This is a genomic window from Youxingia wuxianensis (assembly GCF_014385085.1).
GTDB classification, from domain to species: Bacteria; Bacillota; Clostridia; order Oscillospirales; family Ruminococcaceae; genus Youxingia; species Youxingia wuxianensis.
The window spans coordinates 12,680-32,001 of sequence record NZ_JACRTD010000012.1; the positions used below are offsets into that span (position 1 = coordinate 12,680).

Annotated in this window: 10 protein-coding genes and 2 tRNA genes; 9 read left to right on the forward strand and 3 right to left on the reverse strand. The window is 52.3% G+C overall.

Annotation, left to right across the window (positions count from 1 at the left end; genetic code table 11):
* Positions 1 to 252 precede the first annotated feature (252 nt).
* From rmuC to H8705_RS12810, 3 genes are all read right to left on the reverse strand, one after another.
* Positions 253 to 1,542 (reverse strand): DNA recombination protein RmuC, encoded by a 1,290-nt coding sequence (gene rmuC / locus H8705_RS12800; protein ID WP_262396183.1) that lies wholly within the window; start codon positions 1,540 to 1,542, stop codon positions 253 to 255.
* 1,572 nt (positions 1,543 to 3,114) lie between these two features.
* Entirely contained in the window at positions 3,115 to 3,528 is a 414-nt protein-coding gene (locus tag H8705_RS12805; RefSeq protein ID WP_262396184.1) for a hypothetical protein, read from the reverse strand.
* An 86-nt stretch (positions 3,529 to 3,614) separates the two neighbouring features.
* On the reverse strand, positions 3,615 to 4,427 hold the full coding sequence (locus H8705_RS12810) for a ParA family protein (RefSeq protein ID WP_262396185.1): 813 nt from the start codon (positions 4,425 to 4,427) through the stop codon (positions 3,615 to 3,617).
* Between the two features lie 250 nt (positions 4,428 to 4,677).
* Between H8705_RS12810 and H8705_RS12815 the strand changes: the two genes are divergently transcribed.
* The 9 genes from H8705_RS12815 (at position 4,678) to H8705_RS12855 (ending at position 19,167) form a co-directional block, all read left to right on the forward strand.
* Positions 4,678 to 6,609, forward strand: a complete 1,932-nt coding sequence (locus H8705_RS12815) for a DnaB-like helicase C-terminal domain-containing protein (protein WP_262396186.1) — start codon at positions 4,678 to 4,680, stop codon at positions 6,607 to 6,609.
* A 1,098-nt stretch (positions 6,610 to 7,707) separates the two neighbouring features.
* Positions 7,708 to 8,841, forward strand: coding sequence for a hypothetical protein (locus H8705_RS12820; RefSeq protein ID WP_262396187.1), 1,134 nt, complete (start codon positions 7,708 to 7,710; stop codon positions 8,839 to 8,841).
* 527 nt (positions 8,842 to 9,368) lie between these two features.
* A complete protein-coding gene (locus tag H8705_RS12825) occupies positions 9,369 to 9,965 on the forward strand; it encodes a hypothetical protein (RefSeq protein ID WP_262396188.1) in 597 nt (198 codons plus the stop codon).
* 308 nt (positions 9,966 to 10,273) lie between these two features.
* The gene (locus tag H8705_RS12830) at positions 10,274 to 11,431 is read left to right on the forward strand and encodes a hypothetical protein (RefSeq protein WP_262396189.1); all 1,158 of its coding nucleotides are present in this window, start codon (positions 10,274 to 10,276) and stop codon (positions 11,429 to 11,431) included.
* Between the two features lie 174 nt (positions 11,432 to 11,605).
* Positions 11,606 to 11,679, forward strand: a tRNA-Gly gene (locus tag H8705_RS12835).
* A gap of 111 nt (positions 11,680 to 11,790) precedes the next feature.
* Positions 11,791 to 11,867: transfer RNA gene (locus H8705_RS12840), tRNA-Val, on the forward strand.
* Positions 11,868 to 12,666: 799 nt separating this feature from the next.
* Complete coding sequence (locus H8705_RS12845) at positions 12,667 to 13,101, forward strand: cell wall hydrolase (RefSeq protein WP_262396190.1); 435 nt, start codon at positions 12,667 to 12,669, stop codon at positions 13,099 to 13,101.
* Positions 13,102 to 13,119: 18 nt separating this feature from the next.
* Positions 13,120 to 13,473: a hypothetical protein gene (locus H8705_RS12850; RefSeq protein WP_262396191.1), complete on the forward strand. Its 354-nt coding sequence runs from the start codon at positions 13,120 to 13,122 to the stop codon at positions 13,471 to 13,473.
* Positions 13,474 to 13,839: 366 nt separating this feature from the next.
* Complete coding sequence (locus H8705_RS12855) at positions 13,840 to 19,167, forward strand: Ig-like domain-containing alpha-2-macroglobulin family protein (protein WP_262396192.1); 5,328 nt, start codon at positions 13,840 to 13,842, stop codon at positions 19,165 to 19,167.
* Positions 19,168 to 19,322: the final 155 nt, after the last annotated feature.

Below are 19,322 nucleotides of genomic sequence, written 5' to 3' on the forward strand. Positions count from 1 at the left end.
AAGGCTTGGCAAAAACTTTCACTCGGCTTCGCCGCCCCTACGGGTAGTTTCTGCGGGGTCTCGGCGGGTGCTTCTTCCTGGTCGGTTTCGGCCGGCTCCCGGTAGTTCCTGCGGGGCAGTCCTCCCCCGCCTTACGTTCCCTGTCCCGTTCCAGCCCGAAGCCCGCTCGGGCCCGGGCCCCCGGACGGCTTCGCCGTTCCCGGCCGTTGGCCGGGCCGGCCGCTTCGCGGCCGCTGGGGGCCCGCCGCCCGATTACCGCTCTTCTTCCAAAAGGGCCGCCTCTTCCCCGCCGTTCCTTTGCTCCCCGCCGCCGATAGACGACAGGCGCTTTTGGATCATCCGGGTGCGCACGCCTACCAGCCGGTCCAGTTCGTCGTCCGCCTGGCGAAGCCGCTGCCGGGCGGCGCTTAATACTTCCCCAAACCGGTCAAATTCCGTTTTTACCGCCCCCAGCACATCCCACACCTCGCTGGAGCGTTTTTGGATAGCAAGGGTTTGAAATCCCATCTGCAGGGAGTTCAGCAGGGCGGCCATCGTCGTCGGTCCGGCAATGGTTACTTTGTATTCCCGCTGCAGCGGCTCCAATAAATTCAGCCGCAAAGCTTCCGCGTATAATCCTTCAAAAGGCAGAAATAAAACCGCAAAATCCGTCGTGTACGGCGGATCGATATATTTTTCCCGAATTTCCTTTGCGCTTGCCCGCAGGCGTTTTTCCAATCCATTTTTTGCTTCTGTAATCCCCTGAGGATCCCCTTTGTCATATGCGTCCAACAGGTTGGTATAACCGTCTCCGGGGAATTTAGCGTCAATGGGCAGATACACTGGTGTTTCTCCGTCTCCCGGCAGTTTTACAGCAAATTCTACAAACGCCCGGGAATGTTGTTTTGTCATAACATTTGTGTCATATTGGCAGGGGGATAAAATTTGTTTTAAAATAGAGGAAAGCTGTACTTCTCCTAAAATTCCTCTGGTTTTCACATTGGAAAGCACTTTTTTTAAATCCCCTACCCCAGCGGCCAGCGTTTGCATTTCTCCCAAACCTTTATACACCTGTTCCAGCCGCTGACTGACCAAAGAGAAAGATTGTCCGATACGGGTTTCTAAGGTTCGCTGCAATTTTTCATCCACTGTCAGCCGCATTTGTTCTAATTTTTGCTGATTGTCCTGTTGGATAGCGTTCAGTCTGCGTTCCATTTCCTGTCGGATGGTTTCTAATTTTTGATCGTTTTGCAGGACGAACGATCCTAATTTTAAATCGATATTCCCCATAAGATCCAAGACATTTTTTTGCAAGCTGTCCTGCCGGATAGAAAGATGCTGCGTCCCCTGCCGCTGCAGTTCAGCCGTCATTTGAGCGCCGGTTTGCGCCGCTTGCCTGGCGGCAGAAATCATTTCCTGTTTTGTCCGCTCCAATTCCTGTTCAAGCAAACGAGCGGAAACGGAGGATCGGTTCTTTTTTATCAGAAAAAAAAGGAGAATTGCCGTACAGCAGATACTCAGAGCGGTAATCCCCGCCAGCAGATAAAAAAACGGTGTATCCATTAAACATCCTCCTTTTTTTATTAAAACAGCGTAATTATAGCATTTTTCTCTTTTTCCTACAAGGTTTGTCCTTTTTTAAGCAAACAGGAAAAAGGGGGCTGCGAAGATAAAAAAGCAGCCCCTTTTTCTTAAAATATATGTACTTACAGTACCTACAGTACATACAGCTTTCGAAAATACCGAAAGGAAATCGAGGAAACCCCCTTGCCGCCTGGGTTGGAGAGGGAGCGGGGAAAGAGGAAGAAAGGTGCAGTTTCGGATAGTGAGGTTCCCAGTTTCGGTTTGCAAGGCGGTCAGTTTCCCCTAAAGGCGGGGGCAGTTTTGGCTAGCTCCCTTTTGCCGGTTTTGTGGTACTATAAAATTAACGGGAAAGGATACGTTTTCCTGGCCCCGCTGTGGGCGGCTTCTTTTCCGGCCCCGGGGGGTTTGGGTCCGGGCGTTACCGGGCAGCTTTCTTTTCCGGGCCCGGGCGGTTTGAGGCCGTGTTGCCGCCGGGAAGTGTTTTTTTCCGGCGCTTCCGGCGCCGGTCCGGCTCCCCCGGACGGAAATTTTATCTGCCGGCCGGGAAAAGGACAAGGTACCCAGTTTCGGATAGCCTTTCCCCTTCCCTTTTACAAATCTGGGTACCGTTCCCGGAAAAACCAGGAAAACCCCCATTATTCGGGCCTTTCCTTTGGCAAAAGGAACCCTTTTCCTTAAAACCAAAACCCGGCGGAAATCAAAGAAAACAAAAGAAAACCCCTGCTTTTTTAAAGCTAATTTAAAAAATAAGAAGGAAGGTACCCAGTTTCGGATAGTCCCTCCCCCCTCTCCCAAAACAGGGGACCTGGCTTGGGAGTCTATTTTGGAGCGGGGCGATTTCGGGGCTCGGCCCTTTGGACTTCTGGTGCTTGGTCGCTGTGTTTCCAGGGCTTCCGGCTTTTTTGGGCCGCCCCTTCGGCCTTTTGGCGTTTGGCCCCTTTGGTTCTTTCCGCTGTGGCCTCCGGGGGCTGGGCCTTCCGTGTTTGGGGATGGGCGTTTGGCCTCCGGTTCTCCGGGTGCTCGGCGGGGCGGTTTCGAGGGTTCGGCCCTTTGGTTGCTGGCGCTTCGGGCGCTGGAGTCCCCCGGCGGCCGGGCGCTGAAAGGTCCCGTTTTTCCCTGGGAGGCGCTCCCCTTCCCCGGGAAAGCCCCTTCCCTTTCAAAAAGTGGGTACCTTCTGAAAGCCCCCACTAGAACTTGTGGATGCAAGCGAACGCCTTTACACTATATCTAGTTTCCCTCCCCTGGGGGAGGAAGGAAAGAAAAAACGAGAAATCCAGCGAAAAACAAAGAAAATCAGCGTACGCGCGAGTTTTAAAAGAAAAGGGTACGCAGTTTCGGTTAGCTGGTACCAGGGGGAAAATCCCCTCTTCCCCAACAGGGATTTTTACCGGCATTTTCCTGAAAAATGAAAACAAGAGATAACAGAAGAATAACAGAGAAAAACAAAGAAAAGTACCGGTAATCTTCTTTTGAAATTCAAAGAGGTACTCACTTTCGGTTAGTTGGGAACCAACGGGGACCCGGACCTCTGTAAAAGGAAAACACTTTACACTAAAGGCCCAAAATCTTCTTTAAAATATCGTTGACCAGTTTGCTTTCCGTTACCTGCTGGGCCTTGGCCGCCTGCTGTATCCCTTCGATGACGGCGGTGTCCAGATAAAAGGTTTTGTTCTTCGCCGTGCGCCCCGGTTCCCGGACGATATATTCCGTTAGATCTACCGCGGGAGCCGTTTTCTTGCGGGAGGGTTTCTTCTCCTGCACCGCCGCGGCGGCAGCGGCTTCGCCGCTGTCGCCGTAGGCGCCCGAAACGGCGGGGCTGGTTTCAGGGGCAGGAGTCTGAACGGGCGCCTGCGGCAGTTTGGCGCTTTGCGCCAAACCCGCCGCGGCGGACTTTCCGGCTTTCGCTTCCTTGGCCTGACGCTCTAAAATTCCTTTGGTAAACTTATTTTCTACTTTGGATGGCATGGCCAGCTCTCCTTTTTTCTAAGAATAAAACGAATAGATCAGCTAATAGAAATAGTAATAGAACTTCTATTAGAAATTTGTCGAAACTACAAAATCTCCCGTTCAAACATTTCATCCACCAAAGCGGCGATAGCGTCGCAGCCTTTGGAACGAAGATCATAGATGCTGATGGGGACGGCGGCTAATTCGGACTCGGTAATTTTAATATTTCTGGGGATCACCGTATGAAACATCAAAGACCGCACATCTTCCACATCCTGGGCAGTGCGCAGGTATTCCAAAAAGTCAGAAGAAAGCCGGTTGCGGGAGTCAAAGTCATTGACAATAAATCCTTTGATATTATCCTCTTTGCGCAGGCGGCGGCGGGCGTCCTCCCATAAGGCAATAAACAGCTGGGCTCCTTCGATAGCGTTCATGGACACATCGCTGACCAGCAGAATGGCGTCGCTGGCTAAAAAGGCGTTTTGGTTGACAATGGACATGCTGGGATTGGTATCGATGAGGATATAATCGTATTGATCGAAAAACTCCTGATGATCCCGCAGATAATTGGAAAGGATCTGTTCCCTGCCCGCCACAGAAGCGATTTTCAGTTCCGCTTTATGTAAAAAGATGGATCCGGCGATCATGTCCAGATTAGGCAGCCGGTCGATGGGTTTTTGTAAGATCAGCTGCTGGGGAGCGGGCTGGGGGGTTTCGATGTTATAAATATCATAGGTGGTAAACAGATCGGGGTTGGTGCGGTCGATCCCCATATTATTGGTAAGGTTTCCTTGCAGGTCGCCGTCCACCACCAGCACCCGGCGCTCCAGCTGGGAGAGGATCCCGCCGATATTAAAGCAGAGCATGGTTTTGCCCACGCCGCCCTTGAGGGTGCCGAAGGTAATAATTTTTCCCATAGGGACGCTCCTTTCATAATAAGGAATAGATTAGAAGGCATATTGTTTTATACATTATAGCATACATTAAAAGATAGATGCAATAGTCTATTTTAAAATAGATTAATTAATAGAAATCAAATTATATTAACCATTGGAATTTATAATATATTAATTAATAAGTTGGCTAATATATTTTCTAATATATAATCTAATATACCGGGCCCGGAAAATCCCCCGGCCCCATTCTCTCACAAAAGGAGGAAATATCTTGTCCGATTTTAAGGAGTTTGTGCCCCTCATCCAGCGCCTGCGCGCCTGCCTGCCCCAGTACCTGCGGGAAAAACAGGTGGGAAGCCTGAAGAAAAATTTTCGCTGCCTCAATCCCGCCCATGAGGATAAAAACGCCAGTATGCACTTTTATGAGCAGTCGATGTCCGTTTACTGCTTCCGCTGCGCTCAAAGCTACGACCTTTTTAATCTCATCGCGTGGGATTATCCCGACTGCGATACCTTCCCCCGCCAGGTGAAAAAAGCCTGCGATTTGTTCGGGGAAATCTTTCCCGCTGACTTCGGTATGGGGGAGAGGGGCAGCCTGCCCGCGGGCGGCGGCAATAAAATTGCCGCTGTCCCGGCGCCGGTGCGGCGCCGGGCCCCGGCCGCCGAGGCGGCCGCGCCCGCGGCCGATTTTACTGGAACCATCGAAGAATACATACAGCAGGTAGGCGTCGGCGGGAGCTATTTTTCCCGTCGGGGGATCACCCAGGAGATGTGCGAAAAATACCATCTGTTCCAAAAGGAAGGCCGGGCCTGGCTGCCGGTGTACGACGGGGACAGATGCGTCAGCTACTGCGCCCGGGCCATCGCCCAGGACCTCCAGCCCCGGTATAAAAACAGCAAAGGTCCTATGGGAATTTTCGGCGGGGATTATCTGCGGGGAGAGGGCAGGGGAGGCTGGCTGTTTATTACGGAAGCTATCTTTGACGCCTTAAGCCTGGAACAGATGGGATTTCAGGCCATGGCCCTGTGCGGAGTGGCCAACGTAGGGAAATTTATCCAGCGGTGCAAAGAAAATCCCGCCGCCGCCGGCAGTTATGAAATGATTGCCGCCGGGGACAATGATGAAAGCGGCCGCCGGATGAACGCCCAGTTAAAAGAGCAGCTGCAGGAGCTGGGCATCCCCTGCGGAGAATTGATTTTGCCTTTGGGAGCAAAGGATTGCAACGAGCTTTTTCTTCAGGACCCGGAAGCCCTGCGTCAGGCGGCCCTGTCCGCCGGGGATGAAAAACTGCGGGAATATGAAAAAACCAATGCGGCCAACGCTATCAGCGAGCTGATGGACGCCTCTTTGCGCCGGGCCTCCAGGGAAGCCGTGTCCACTGGGTTTCCCCGGCTGGACGAGCTTTTGGACGGAGGGTTGTACGCTGGGCTGTATATTATAGGAGCGATTTCCAGTTTGGGAAAGACGTCTTATATTTTACAGATAGCGGATTATATTGCCCGGCAGGAAACAGACGTCCTGTATTTTTCTCTGGAGATGGGAAAATTGGAACTGATGGCAAAAAGCGTTTCCCGGATCAGTTACCAGCAGGACCCGTCGGCCGAACGTCATTTTGCCTTTACCGCCCGGCAGGTATTAAAAGCGGAGCAGGGAAGAAGTCAGGAAAAAACCGCTCTGCTGAAAAGGGCGTTAGAGGAATATGAACAGGTAGGGAAGGGGCTTTATCTGCGGGAAGGGATCTCTGATATTGGGGTAGGGGAGATCCGGGAAGCGGTTGCCCAGCATATTCGTCTGCGCAAAGTCCGGCCGGTGGTAGTGGTGGATTATCTGCAGATTTTAAAGCCTGCGGATTTAAAATCCACAGACAAACAGAATACCGACCGGTCGGTAGTGGAACTCAAACGGATCAGCCGTGATTTTGATATCCCAGTGATTGCGATTTCCAGCTTCAACCGGGAAAATTATAAAAGCGCCGTCACCATGGAAGCGTTTAAGGAATCCGGGGCGGTGGAATATTCCTCTGACGTGCTGCTGGGGCTTCAGTTGTATGGAACAGGGGAGAACGGGTTTGACGTCAACGCCGCGAAAAATAAAACGCCCCGTTCAGTGGAGCTGGTGCTGCTGAAAAACCGAAACGGTATCCCTTACGCGAAAATAGAGTATGCCTATCACCCGAAATTCAGCTTTTTTAAGGAGATGTGACGCCTTCCAGCTTTTTGAAAAAAGCTTCGGCAAAAACTTCCATTCCCGCCTTCTTTGAAAAGAAGGCTTGGCCAAGAAACTTTCATTCGGCTTCGCCGCCTCCGCGGGTGGTTCCCGCGGGGTTTTGGCCCGGCGGCTCCTCCCGGTGGGTTCCCTCTCCAGCTTTTTGAAAAAAGCCTCGTCTCCGCCTTCTTTGAAAAGAAGGCTTGGCCAAGAAACTTTCATTCGGCTGCGCCGCCTTCCAGCTTTTTGAAAAAAGCTTCGGCAAAAACTTCCACTCGGCTTCGCCGCCTCTACGGGCGGTTCCCGCTGGTTCCCCTTCCAGCTTTTTGAAAAAAGCTTCGGCAAAAACTTTCATTCGGCTTCGCCGCCTCTGCGGGTGGTTCCTGCGGGGGTTCGGCGGGGCCCTCCTTCCCGGGCGGTTCCTCCCGGGCGGTTCCCGCTGGTTCCCCTTCCAGCTTTTTGAAAAAAGTCTCGGCAAAAACCTTCATTCGGCTGCGCCGCCTCTACGGGTGGTTCCTGCGGGGGTTCCGGGCGGGTGCTTTTTCCCGGGCGGTTCCCGGTGGTTTCCGCGGAGGCTTGGCGGGAACTTCTTTCTGGTCGGTTTCCGCAAGGTTCCGACGGGGCTCTCCTTCCGGCAGCTCCCCGGCCGGCGCCCGGCAGTTTCTGCGGGGCAGGCCGTCCCCCGCCTTACGCTCCCCGCCCCGCTCCAGCCCGTATCCCGCCCCCGCCCGGGCCCCCGGACGGCTTCGCCGTTCCCGGCCTTTGGCCGGGCCGGCCGCTTCGCGGCCGCCGGGGGCCCCCCGCGCATCCTCCGGCGGTCGTGTATCCCTGGCGGTGTTCTCACTGCCGGGGATTTTTTGCGCAGTTTCACTAAAAGAGGGGGCCGGGGCAGGGGAGAAAATCGGTAGAATATTACAGTGTGTAAAATGTGGGGTAATAATTACAAAGTGGTTACAAAACCGTATCAAAAACATCACAAACCCCATTGACAGGGCTGGGAATATTAGGTATAATATGGTAAATTAAGGAAATTAGAGGAGAGCTAGTTTTTTTAATTAAGATGATGAAATTTCAAATTATGAGGAGGAAAGTCCCATGAAAAAGTTACTCGCGGTTGTTCTTGCCGCAGTTATGGTTCTTTCCCTGGGCGTAGTGTCTTTTGCCGCTAAAGGCGATGTGCTGGACGACATGACTGGCGTTGCTAGTTATACGCCTTCACTTGATATGGAAATTACGGAGGCGGACGTTGTTTATGATGACGGTATTACTCAAGCTTTAAACGCTACCTCAAATATTGCGTCCGACAACACCTTCTATATCCCCATGACCGCCTTTGATACGATAACCCTTGAAAACGGGGGCGCTGTGTCTGCGGGCACCGCTGCTGTAATTCAGGCGGCTTTGGCGGACAGCGACATCACTACCTTCTCCAAAAAATATGAAGAAGGCGGCAAAGCGGTTGCTTCCATTAAACGCGACGAATACAAAATTAATGGCGTTCGTACCGACGCTATCGAAATCGCGTTAAAAGAAGACCTGACCGACGAAGAAACCAAAGTAGAAGTAGAATTAAGGTTCAACTTCAGAAAGAATGTCAGCATGAATCTCGCAAATAGTTCAGCGATTGAAAAAGGCACCAAAGCCACCGCTACCCTGGTGTTCTACGTTGAAAACGGCGAAATGAGACTGGACGATACCGCTACCGTAGGTACTTCCGGCGTATATGCCAAAGCAGAAAAGAACGAAGACAACAGCTTGGAATGGGAAGACAACAACAACACCATCGCTAAGTTGGAGTTCTCCGCCAACGATGATCCGGATGCATTCTATCCGAGAATGACCACTTCTTGGGAACTGGCTATCGGCGACACCATCAACAACAAAAACTTTGAAGGCACTGACGCAGTAGTACGCGCTTTCCGTGCGGCTCCGGTAGAAATTCCTTGCACCAGCCGTGCAAGCTTCTATCTGTATATGCCAGCAGAGTTCGGCGATGATGTAGATCCTGCCGACGTAGCTATCTACGAAGTAAAAGACAACGAATTTGTTGACGTAACCAGCAAATTTGAGTATGTAGAAACCGACGAAGACGGCAACGACGTTGACGGTTTCCTGACCAGAACCCGTACCCTGGGCGTATATGTTATCTGTGAAAAAGCAGTAGAAGAAACCGCTCTGGTAGACGGTACTCCTGTTCCTGAAAAAGAAAATCCGGGCACTGGCCGGTAATTTTTCTGGATTAATCCATTAATAGGGATCCTTCCTTATTAGCGGTTTAATTAGTTTTAATCATTTTTTTAAAGAAACCTGAAAAAGGCGAGCCGTCTCTCCACGGCTCGCCTTTTTCCGTTGAATGAGCAACAAAAAGGGGAGAAGTGTGGAAGATTGGCGGGGAGAATTGACGGGGATTTTAAAAGGAGATATAATTATCAGAAAGAGTTTTTTTAAAACCAAAGACTTGGCGGCGGCAAGGGGGAACTGCCCGGAACCGGGAGTCCGCCGGGGAAGCGACCAGGAAGAAGCACCCGCCGGAACCCTGCAGAAGCCGCCCGTAGAAGCGGCGCAGCCGAGTGGAAGTTTTTGCCGAGGCTTTTTTCAAAAAGCCGGAGGGGAGCCGACTGGAAAGTTACCGGGAGGAGGGCCCGCCGGAACCCCGCAGAAACCGCCCGTAGAAGCGGCGAAGCCGAATGGAAGTTTCTTGGCCAAGCCTTCTTTTCAAAGAAGGCGGAAGAAGGCGGAAAGGAGAGCGCAGAAAAATGAAAAGAGTGTTAGCGGCGGTGATGGCCGCAGTTTTGCTGCTGGGACTATCGGTAGGCGCGGCGGCAGCGCCGGGGGAAACGATTGAAAAAATTCCCCGGGAGGATATTGAAATTGACAGCATTTTTTTAGGCCGGGAATTTGCCCAGCCGGAGAAAGCGGTGTATACAGACGGGGCGGTTTATGTGCCCATTTCCAGTTTGGAGGACAATTTGCCGGCGGCCAATGGATCGGATGAGCAGGGGAGACTGGTGTATCCAGGGACGGAACTGTTCAGTCCTTGGGTATTGGCAAAGATTTTGCGGGATGAGAGCTTGATGGAATTTCAAGCGGATATTATCTTAGGGGAGTACCTGACAGAAGATATTTCTATAGTCAGCCAGGGGCCGGAGGGCCTGCCGGGGTGGTATATTAAAGTAAGCCTTGGAAGGGACATAGAGCAGGAAGCGGCGATTGAGTTTGATTTTACCTTTACCGCATTGGAAAATATCTGCGGAAACGGGGAGTATGTGCTGCCCCAGGGAGGAGAAATTTTCGGGAATACGATTTTATTATATTTCATAGACGGCGAGGTCACTACAGAGATCCCCGCGTAAAAAAGAAAAAGGCCGGCGAAGGGTGTTTCCCTTTTGCCGGCTTGTTTTTATATACAAAGGAATGAATAAAGGGGAAAGGGGGAGAAATGGAAATTTTTGGAAGAAAAGTTAATTTCCAGAAATTTCCAAAATATTACAATGTGTAAAATCACCAAAAGAAGTTACAAAATGATTACAAAAAAGTTTCAAAAGTTATTGACAAGTGAAAGAAAGATGGTATAATTATGAATAAATTAAGGTAGAAGTTGGAGAGGCCTACCTTGGTTTTCAAAGATGATGAAATTTCAAATTATGAGGAGGAAATTCCCATGAAAAAGTTACTCGCGGTTGTTCTTGCCGCAGTTATGGTTCTTTCTTTGGGCGTAGTAGCGTTCGCAGCTGACGGCGATACCATGGATGATATCTCTGCCATTACCAATGACAAATTAGCTGTAGAAGGCGATCTGACGACTGGTAAACTGTATGTAAAAGGCACCCAGGATGACGTTTTAGCCAGCGGCACCCAGAATGCGACTTCCGATATCACCCTGTACATCCCGGTATCCCAAATTACCGCTAGCTTTGTAGCGGCGGATGACAGCGCGCTTACCGGAACCGGCGTTACCGCGAAATTGGCTGATATCCTGTCCGACGGAGACTTGGTTCGCTTCTCCAAGAAATTTGAAGAAGGCGGCAAAGCAGTTAAATCCGTTAAATGGGTAGAAGAAAAAGTAGCTACCGCGGAAGGTACTGGTACTGGCCGTGCTTACTACATCGAAATCAAACTTAACGAAGATTTGACCGACGAAGAAACCAAAGTAGAGCTGAAGTACACCTTCACCACCAAAGAAAACATTGAAGGTAAAACTGGCTACGCGATCAAAAAAGGCGCGAAATTGACCGGCGACGTTGTTTTCTATGTTGAAAACGGCGAAATGAGACTGGACGATACCGCTACTGTGGGCGCTTCCGGTTACTATGCGAAAGCAGAAAAGAACGAAGACAACAGCCTGGAATGGGAAGACAACAACAACACCATCGCTAAGCTGGAGTTCTCCGCCAACGATGATCCGGACGCTTTCTATCCGAGAATGACCACTTCTTGGGAACTGGCCATCGGCGACAGCATCAACAACAAAAACTTCGAAGGCACTGACGCAGTAGTACGCGCTTTCCGTGCGGCTCCGGTAGAAATTCCCTGCACCAGCCGTGCAAGCTTCTATCTGTATATGCCAGCAGAGTTCGGCGATGACGTAGATCCTGCCGACGTAGCTATCTACGAAGTAAAAGACAACGAATTTGTTGACGTAACCAGCAAATTTGAGTATGTAGAAACCGACGAAGACGGCAACGACATCGATGGTTTCCTGACCAGAACCCGTACCCTGGGCGTATATGTTATCTGTGAAAAAGCAGTAGAAGAAACCGCTCTGGTAGATGGTACTCCTGTTCCTGAAAAAGAAAATCCGGGCACTGGCAGATTCTAATCTAAAAGTAAACTTCGGGTTTCTTTAAAAAAATGATTCGCGCCCCCGGCGTCTCTCCACGCCGGGGGTGTATTTTTGAAAGGGACAGGTTTCTTTCATGGAAAAAAAGCCGGGTGTGAGTTGACAATTTTTCTTGAGGGAGGTATAATATCTAAGCGTAGAAAAACTGGATAAGCAGGCATGGTGTAATGGTAACACTTGTGCTTCCCAAGCATACGACGCGGGTTCGATTCCCGTTGCCTGCTCCATACCGCGTCAGCGGCGCCGGGGACAAACGCCTCGCTTTTGCCGGGGCGTTTGCCGTGTGTTTTCCTAGAGAAAAAGCATATGGTTCCCCTTTGCGGCAGGGGGAAAAATAAGGAGGCGTAGCTCAGCTGGTTAGAGCGTACGGTTCACATCCGTAAGGTCGTGGGTTCGAGCCCCTCTGTCTCCACCACGTCGGAGTAAGCGATAGATCGCTTGCTCCGATTTTTTTTTGCGGTGGAGGACGGGATCAGAACCGGAGGGCGGCGGGGAGGAACCGGGGAGGACCCGCCCGCCGGGAGGAATGTGCGGGGACGAAGGGCCCCCGGACGGCTTCGCCGTTCCCGGAGGGCGGCCGGGCCGGCCGCGAAACACGGCCGCCGGGGGCCCGGGCGCGGGGCGGGATTTGGGCTGGAGGGCGGCGGGAAGCGTAAGGCGGGGGAGGACCCGCCCCGCAGAAACTGCCGGGGGCCGCTCGGAACCTACCGGAAGGAGGGCCCGCCGAACCTCCGCGGGAATCGCTCGGAAAGAAGCACCCGCCAAACCTCCGGGGAAACTGCCCGTAGAGGCGGCGCAGCCGAGTGAAAGTTTCTTGGCCAAGCCTTCTTTTCAAAGAAGCCGGAGACGAGGCTTTTTTCAAAAAGCCGGAGAGGGAACCCACCGGGAGGAGCCGCCGGGCCAAAACCCCGCGGGAACCACCCGCGGAGGGCGGCGCAGCCGAGTGAAAATTTCTTGGCCAAGCCTTCTTTTCAAAGAAGGCGGAGAGGGAACCCACCGGGAGGAGCCGCCGGGCCAAAACCCCGCGGGAACCACCCGCGGAGGGCGGCGCAGCCGAGTGAAAGTTTCTTGGCCAAGCCTTCTTTTCAAAGAAGGCGGAAGGAAAAATACCCCCAGGGAACATTATTATTCCCTGGGGGCTTTTTTTATGAAAAGTAATAGGGAGAAAAAGGGGTTCATATAAATAAGTAGGAAGGGAGGAGGGATGAAAACGGATGACGGACAGAGAACTTTTCGCCCGGCTGATCCAATGTGAAGCCGGAGGAGAAGGGGACAACGGAATGAAAGCGGTAGCCAGTGTGGTTATGAACCGGGTAGTGGTGCCGTATGGAGAATATGCCCGGGTAGGTCAGGGAAGTATCCGAAAAATTATCCTGCAGCCGGGGCAGTTTGTATGTGCATCTGAAACCGAGCGGGGACGTTATAATCCGCAGAACATCTATAATATGTCCCCGGAGCAGATCCATTTTGATATTGCGGATTGGGCGACTGCCGGAAACCGGCTGATGAATTTAGGGGAAGCGCTATGGTTTTATAATCCTTTTTCTCCCAACTGCCGAGCGAATTTCCCAAGCAGTATCGGCTATTTTGTAACACGGATTGGAGATCATTGCTTTTATAATCCCACATCAGCGTATGCTGATACCTGAAAGGAGAATAGTTTTTTTATGCCGCAGGAAACAATGAATACAGCTACCGGCAGTTCCCAGCCGGAAAATATGAATGAATTTTATCGGGAATCTTTTTCTCATGCTTTGCAGGAAGCGGTCGGCTATTATGTCACCTGTGAATTTTTAATCGGGACCAGTAATTTGGTCGTAAAATCCGGGATTATCTATGTGGTGGGAAACAACTTTATCAGTCTGGAGGACCCGGATACAGGGAATGTTACTATCTGCGATATTTACAGCTTAAAATTCGCCACTATATATGAAACGAGAAGCCGTCCGGAAAATCTGCCTCAGCAGCGCCCGGGGATGGGTGGAAATATCCCTTCTGGGGGCGGGCGGTGGAACGGGTAACCCCGGCCAAAAAACCCGCCGGGCTCAGCCAACCCTCCCGCCGGGGGAAAGCCCCCAAAAATGACCATAAAAAGCAAAAGCCGAAGGTGAGATCCTCCGGCTTTTCCCTTTTTAAGAAAAGTGACAAATTTGTGAAAAGATAGTATAATAACAATATACCCCTTTTTTTGACAAACTTTTGTTTTTTTTGACAAACTCTCCGGTAAAAAAAGGGCGAAATCCCCCGAAAAACCCCGAAAAACAGGAAAAAACGCAGTAAATTGCCGAAGAAAGGCAACTATATAACCAGAGTGAGGCAAACTGCCCGTTTTAAAAAAATGAGCTTGTGTTTCCCTTTTTAAACCAAACAGGGAAGAAGGAGGAAAAATGAAAAAGAAATCATTCTCTATCTTACTACTGATCTTCGCGGCGGCGATCCTTGCCGGCGGCGTGCTTTTCTATCTGCACAGCCGGCCTACAGGAGACCAACTGCCCGCCTCTATTCACATCACCCCTCTTTCTCAGGAGGAAACAGGCGTTTTGCCGGAAAGCGCTTTTGAAATTACCAGCGGCTACCGGGTATCCCAGCAGCAGCTGCGCCAAATGCTGCAAATTTCGCCTTTGGTGGAATATGAACTTACCGGGGCGGGAAAAACATGGACCCTGACCCCTGCCCAGCCTTTGGCGGAAAATACAGTATATACCTTCCAGCTGATGGGACAGGAGGAAAAAGCGGTACAGTCGTTTGCTTTCCAGACCAAAAGCGATCTGCTTGTAAGCGATTGTTACCCTTATGGGGGAGCTTCTTATGTGGACCCGGACAGCGGAATTGAAATTACCTTTAATGCCGCCGGGGTGGAATTAGGGGAATATTTTGAAATTTTACCCCCTGTGGACGGGGAGTTTCAAACAGCGGAATACACCTGTATTTTTCAGCCCGCCCAGGCGTTGGAGGAAAATACCGCGTATCGGGTGAGGGTGAAAGCGGGACTGAAAGCCCCCAATGGGATGGAGCTGAAAGAGGATTATATTTTCTCGTTCACCACCCAAAGCAGAAGCTCCGGCAAAGAAGAATATCAGCGTCTGCGGTTAAACGGCCCGTTCAGCGAAAGCTTTTTGACAGGGGACCCGCTGGCGGTAGAACTGCGCTGCGGATATGAGGATATTTTAGACGCCAATTTCCATATTACCCTGCATCAATTTCCTTCGGTGAAGGAATATGAACAGGAACTGCGCAGCTATACCGAATACGCCAACAACCGGTATGGAGAGATCAAAGATTATCTGGTAGAAACCGAGAACCTGCCGGCGGCGGCGGAATTTGACGCCCGCTTGCTGGGGCAGGGGGACAGCTACTGGAGTAGTTTATATGCGGTCCTGCCGGAAAATATGGCCCAGGGATATTATGTGGCCACTATTTCCGGCGACGCCGGAAACGGCCGGGAACAGTTTGTTCAAAAACTGATCCAAATTCAAAACCTGTCGGTATATACCCAAAGCGCCAACGGAGAAACCCTCTTGTGGATCAACGATCCTCTGACCGGACAGCCGGTGCCAGACGCCAAGATCCGTCTTGAAAGTCTGGATGGAAAAGCCAGCCTGCAGGGGCAGAGCTTAGGGGACGGAACGGTCCGTTTGATCAGCGGGGAGATGGAAGAGGGATATTTGTCCATCCAGCTTCCCGGAGAAAGCGCCGCTGGCTGGGTGGATAAGGTTCAGCTGTCCTCTGCAAGAAAACAGCCGCTGACGGAAAAATATTATACGGCGGTGTATACCGACCGGGAAATTTATCAGCCGGACGATACCATCGCCTTTTGGGGGGTAGTCAAACCCCGAAAGGATATCTTCCCCCTGCCTTCCAGCATTACCGCCCTGATCGGGTCCAGTGAGAACCCGGCGTACAAGGTGCGGGTGCCGGTAGAAAAGGACGGAACCTTCCAGGGAGAACTGAAAATTTCCGGCCTGCGCAGCAGCTGGTATTCCCTGGAACTGACCGACGGCAGTTTCCCCCAAAAGGACAAAGACGGCTGGTATGACGCCGGAAGCAATACCTATTACTCCAAGGGGATGAATATTCAAAACTATACCAAGCCCTCTTACGTTATCTCTGTGGACCATGAAAAGCCTTATTATTACGCAAACGACCCCATTGACTTTCATATTTCCGCGGATTATTTCGACGGCACTCCCGCGGCGGGCATCCGCGTGGAAATAAACGGCGGCTGGACCCTTGCCGGGGAGGAAAAAGCCCCCCTGACCGAGGAGCAGGCCCAGACCGACCCGTCGGAGAAACAAAACCCCGGCACGGACGAACCGGCGGACGGGGAGGAAAAAGCCCCCCTGACCGAGGAGCAGGCCCAGACCGACCCGTCGGAGAAACAAAACCCCGGCACGGACGAACCGGCGGACGGGCAGACCCAGCAGCAGGCCCAGGAGGAACCGGCCCAGGAGGAACCGCTCCAGGAGCCCGCGGTTCCCAGCGTCACCCTGGACGGCCAGGGGAAAGGGGTTTTGACCCTGCGGCGGGGGAATGACCGCCGGGAGGACGGCTGGGACCCGATGGACCCGGAAAACCTGCGGTACGCGCCGTCCTGGGCTCCTTCCCGGGAGTACGCCTCCTTAGGGAACGGGGATCCGGAGGATGTGTACTTTTACAAAAGCATCCAGGTGCCGGTTCTCTATTCCAAAGTGGCCATGAAGCTGGAAAGCGAGGATCCCTCCCAGCTGACGGTATATACCAATGAGTTGGATACCTCCAAGCTTCCCAAGGATTTTTATGCCCTGGAGGAAGGAAAAACCATCTATGACACCGTTTCGGGCGCGCCGGTGGATGTGCCGGTTACTGTGATTGTTTCCAAAGTCCAGTATCAGCAGATTGAGATCGGCAGCTATTATGACCCGGTGAACAAAAAGACCATCAAACGGTATCGGGCCCAGCGGGTGGAAACCATCGCGGACGTTATCCAGCGCACCACCCAAAACGGAATACTGGAACTGAAAAACCTGCCTTATGAAAACACAGCGGACACCTATTACTGGATTGCGGCGGCCACCGACGGCAAGGCGGGAGAAATGGTGAGGGAAAGCCTTTATTATACCGGCCGGTATGATTACCGGAATACCGCCCTGCACAGCTATTCCTTTGTTCCGGTAACCAATCACGGGGATTATGGCTACAGCGAAGAACGAAATCCCCTGCCGAAAAAAGCGGGAGAAAAATTTACTCTGGGACTGTATGACAACGGCGTGCCGGTGCCAAACCAAGGGAAAGTGCTGTATTCCCTGCTCCAGAAAAATATTTTGGAAACCGGATTTTACACTGGCCCAGAGCAGGAACTGACCTTTGATGAGGAATATATTCCCAATGTGACGATTGCGGGGGCGTATTTTGACGGCCGGCATGTGTACCGGCTCCCCAAAATCGACCGACAGTTTGATTTTAGCACCAAAGAACTAGTACTAAAAGTCCAATTGGATAAAGAAAGCTATCAGCCGGGGGAAACGGCGAAAGTCACTGTCACCGCCAGCGATTTACAGGGAAATCCAGTGGCGGCCCAGGCGTGTATCGGCGTGGTGGACGAAGCGGTATTCGCTTTGGCTCCCCAGGAGCTGGACCTGGCAAACCAGCTGTACAAAGGGGTTTTCTACCCGGAGATTGTACAAAATGTGTCCTATACTCAGTATAATCTGCAGGCCGCCCAGCCGGAAACCGGCGGTATGGGAGGCGGCGGCGGAGAACTGCGCAAAGACTTCGCGGATACAGCTTATTTCGCTCCTGTGAGTATTGACGAGAGTGGGATTAGCACTATAGAACTAGTACTAAAAGACCAAATTACTTCCTGGCGGATCACCGCGGCGGCGGTGACCCAGGATCTGCGGGCGGGCAGCACCACCGCATCCGTCCCGGCAACCCTGCCGTTTTCTGTGCGGGTGCTGTATACGGAAAACTATCTGGCGGGGGATGATATTGTCTTTAGCGCCCAGCCAGTCCTCGCCCAGCCAAAAACCGGCGGCCAGGTGGAATATACCGCCAAACTGCTGGATATGAACGGAAATGAAATAGAACAGATCACCCGGCAGGGAGAAATTTCCTCCCCAGCGGCGTTTTCCTTTGGGAAAAGGCAGCCAGGGCAGTACCGGCTGTCTGTGGAGGCGGCGCTGGGAGACGCCCGCGATGGAATGGAATGTGCTTTTTCTGTGCTGGAACAGGGCTTGAGCGCGCCGGTGATTAAAAATATTCCTCTGGAAGAAATCAGCCAGGTGCAGACGCTGAACTATCCAGTCGCCATCCAGGTGTACGATCAGCGGCTGGCCCCTTATATGAAGGGAATACAGAAGCTTTCTTCCCAGCGGGGAGAGCGCACGGAAGTGACTGCCGCGGCGTATCAGGCGCAGGTGCTGTATAACCGGCTGCTGGAGGAAGAGGATCAAAAAATAGTCAGCAAGGATTACCGGCTGAACAATATCCAGACAGACGAAGGAGGCGTTCGGATCTTAGGGGCCTCAGACGGGGCGGCGGCCATTACCGCGAAAATGCTCGCAGCCGCTCCTCAGCTGATAGACAGCGCCAGCGCCCGGTCGTATCTGATGCAGATGCAGCGGGATCCAGCGGCGACGCCGGACGATCGTGTTATGACGTATATGGGACTGGCGGCGGTACGGGAACCGGTGTTGTTGGATATTAACCGGCTGCTTGCGAAGGACGGCCTTTCAGACGCTCAAAAGCTGTATTTAGGAGCGGGGCTGGCGATGCTGGGAGATTTTACCGGGGCCAACAATATCTATACCCAAGTGGCCCAGGTTTCCCTGAAAACAGAAGGCCAGTTAAAATATATGTCCCTGGGCAGCGGGGAAGAGATGCTGGAAACCACTGGGGCGGCGCTGATGCTTACCTCGCTGATTTCCCATGAGGACGCAGACGGACTGATGCTTTATCTGTGTGAACAGGGAGAAGGCCGGTCACAGCATGCTTTCGACGGGCTGGTTAATTTGGAAATGCTCGCCTATCTTGAGAACTTTACCCCGCCCAAAGGGGAGATGAAAGCCAAGTTTTCCTATGTACGGGAGGGAAAAACCCAGGAAGTGACCTTAGGAGAGCTGGGAGTAAAACCCATCGCATTGTCTGGGGAAGAGTTTGAAAACGCCAACTTCCAGGCGCTTTCCGGGGAAGTGATGGCTTGTATTCATTATGTGGATTATGTTCCGCAAACCCTTGCCGGCCAGGACGCCCTGAGCATTACCAAAACCCTGACACCAGTGGGGGGAGACAATTATCAGGTGGCGAAAAAGGTTCGGGTGGATCTGACTTTGCATTTTGGAGAGGACGCGCCTTCCGGATGTTATGTAATCCAGGATCTGGTTCCCGCGGGGATGCGGTATCTGCCGGTTCCCGCCGACGGACAGCCTTGGTTTGAAAACTGCTGGGGATATTTGGAAAACGACGCCCAGCAGATAAGCGGGTATGTATTTTTGGACAGAGACACTGAATTTGAGATCGACGAGCGTGTCCAGCGCTGGCTGGACAGCGGGATGAGCTTGGAGGAAGCCAAGGAAAACGCGGGATATACGGACGTTTCCGAATATACCTTGTCCTACTATATGAACTGTGTTCTGCCGGGAGAATTTGTACTGGAAGGGGCGTACGGGACCCCTTACGTCAATGGAATTGCGGCAAAATCGGAGGGCGGCACGGTTACCATACTGCCTTCCCTGTAAGGAAAAAAAGCTTCGGCCCCGGCTCCCAAGATTTTGTTGGGAGCCGGGGCCGGTGTGTTTTTCAGGAGGGGAAGGGGGCGAAGGGGAAGCTTTCAGGAGGGCCCGGGGCTGGCGGGGCTGAGGGGCTGGCGGTGAAAGAGCCGGGGCCTTTGTGC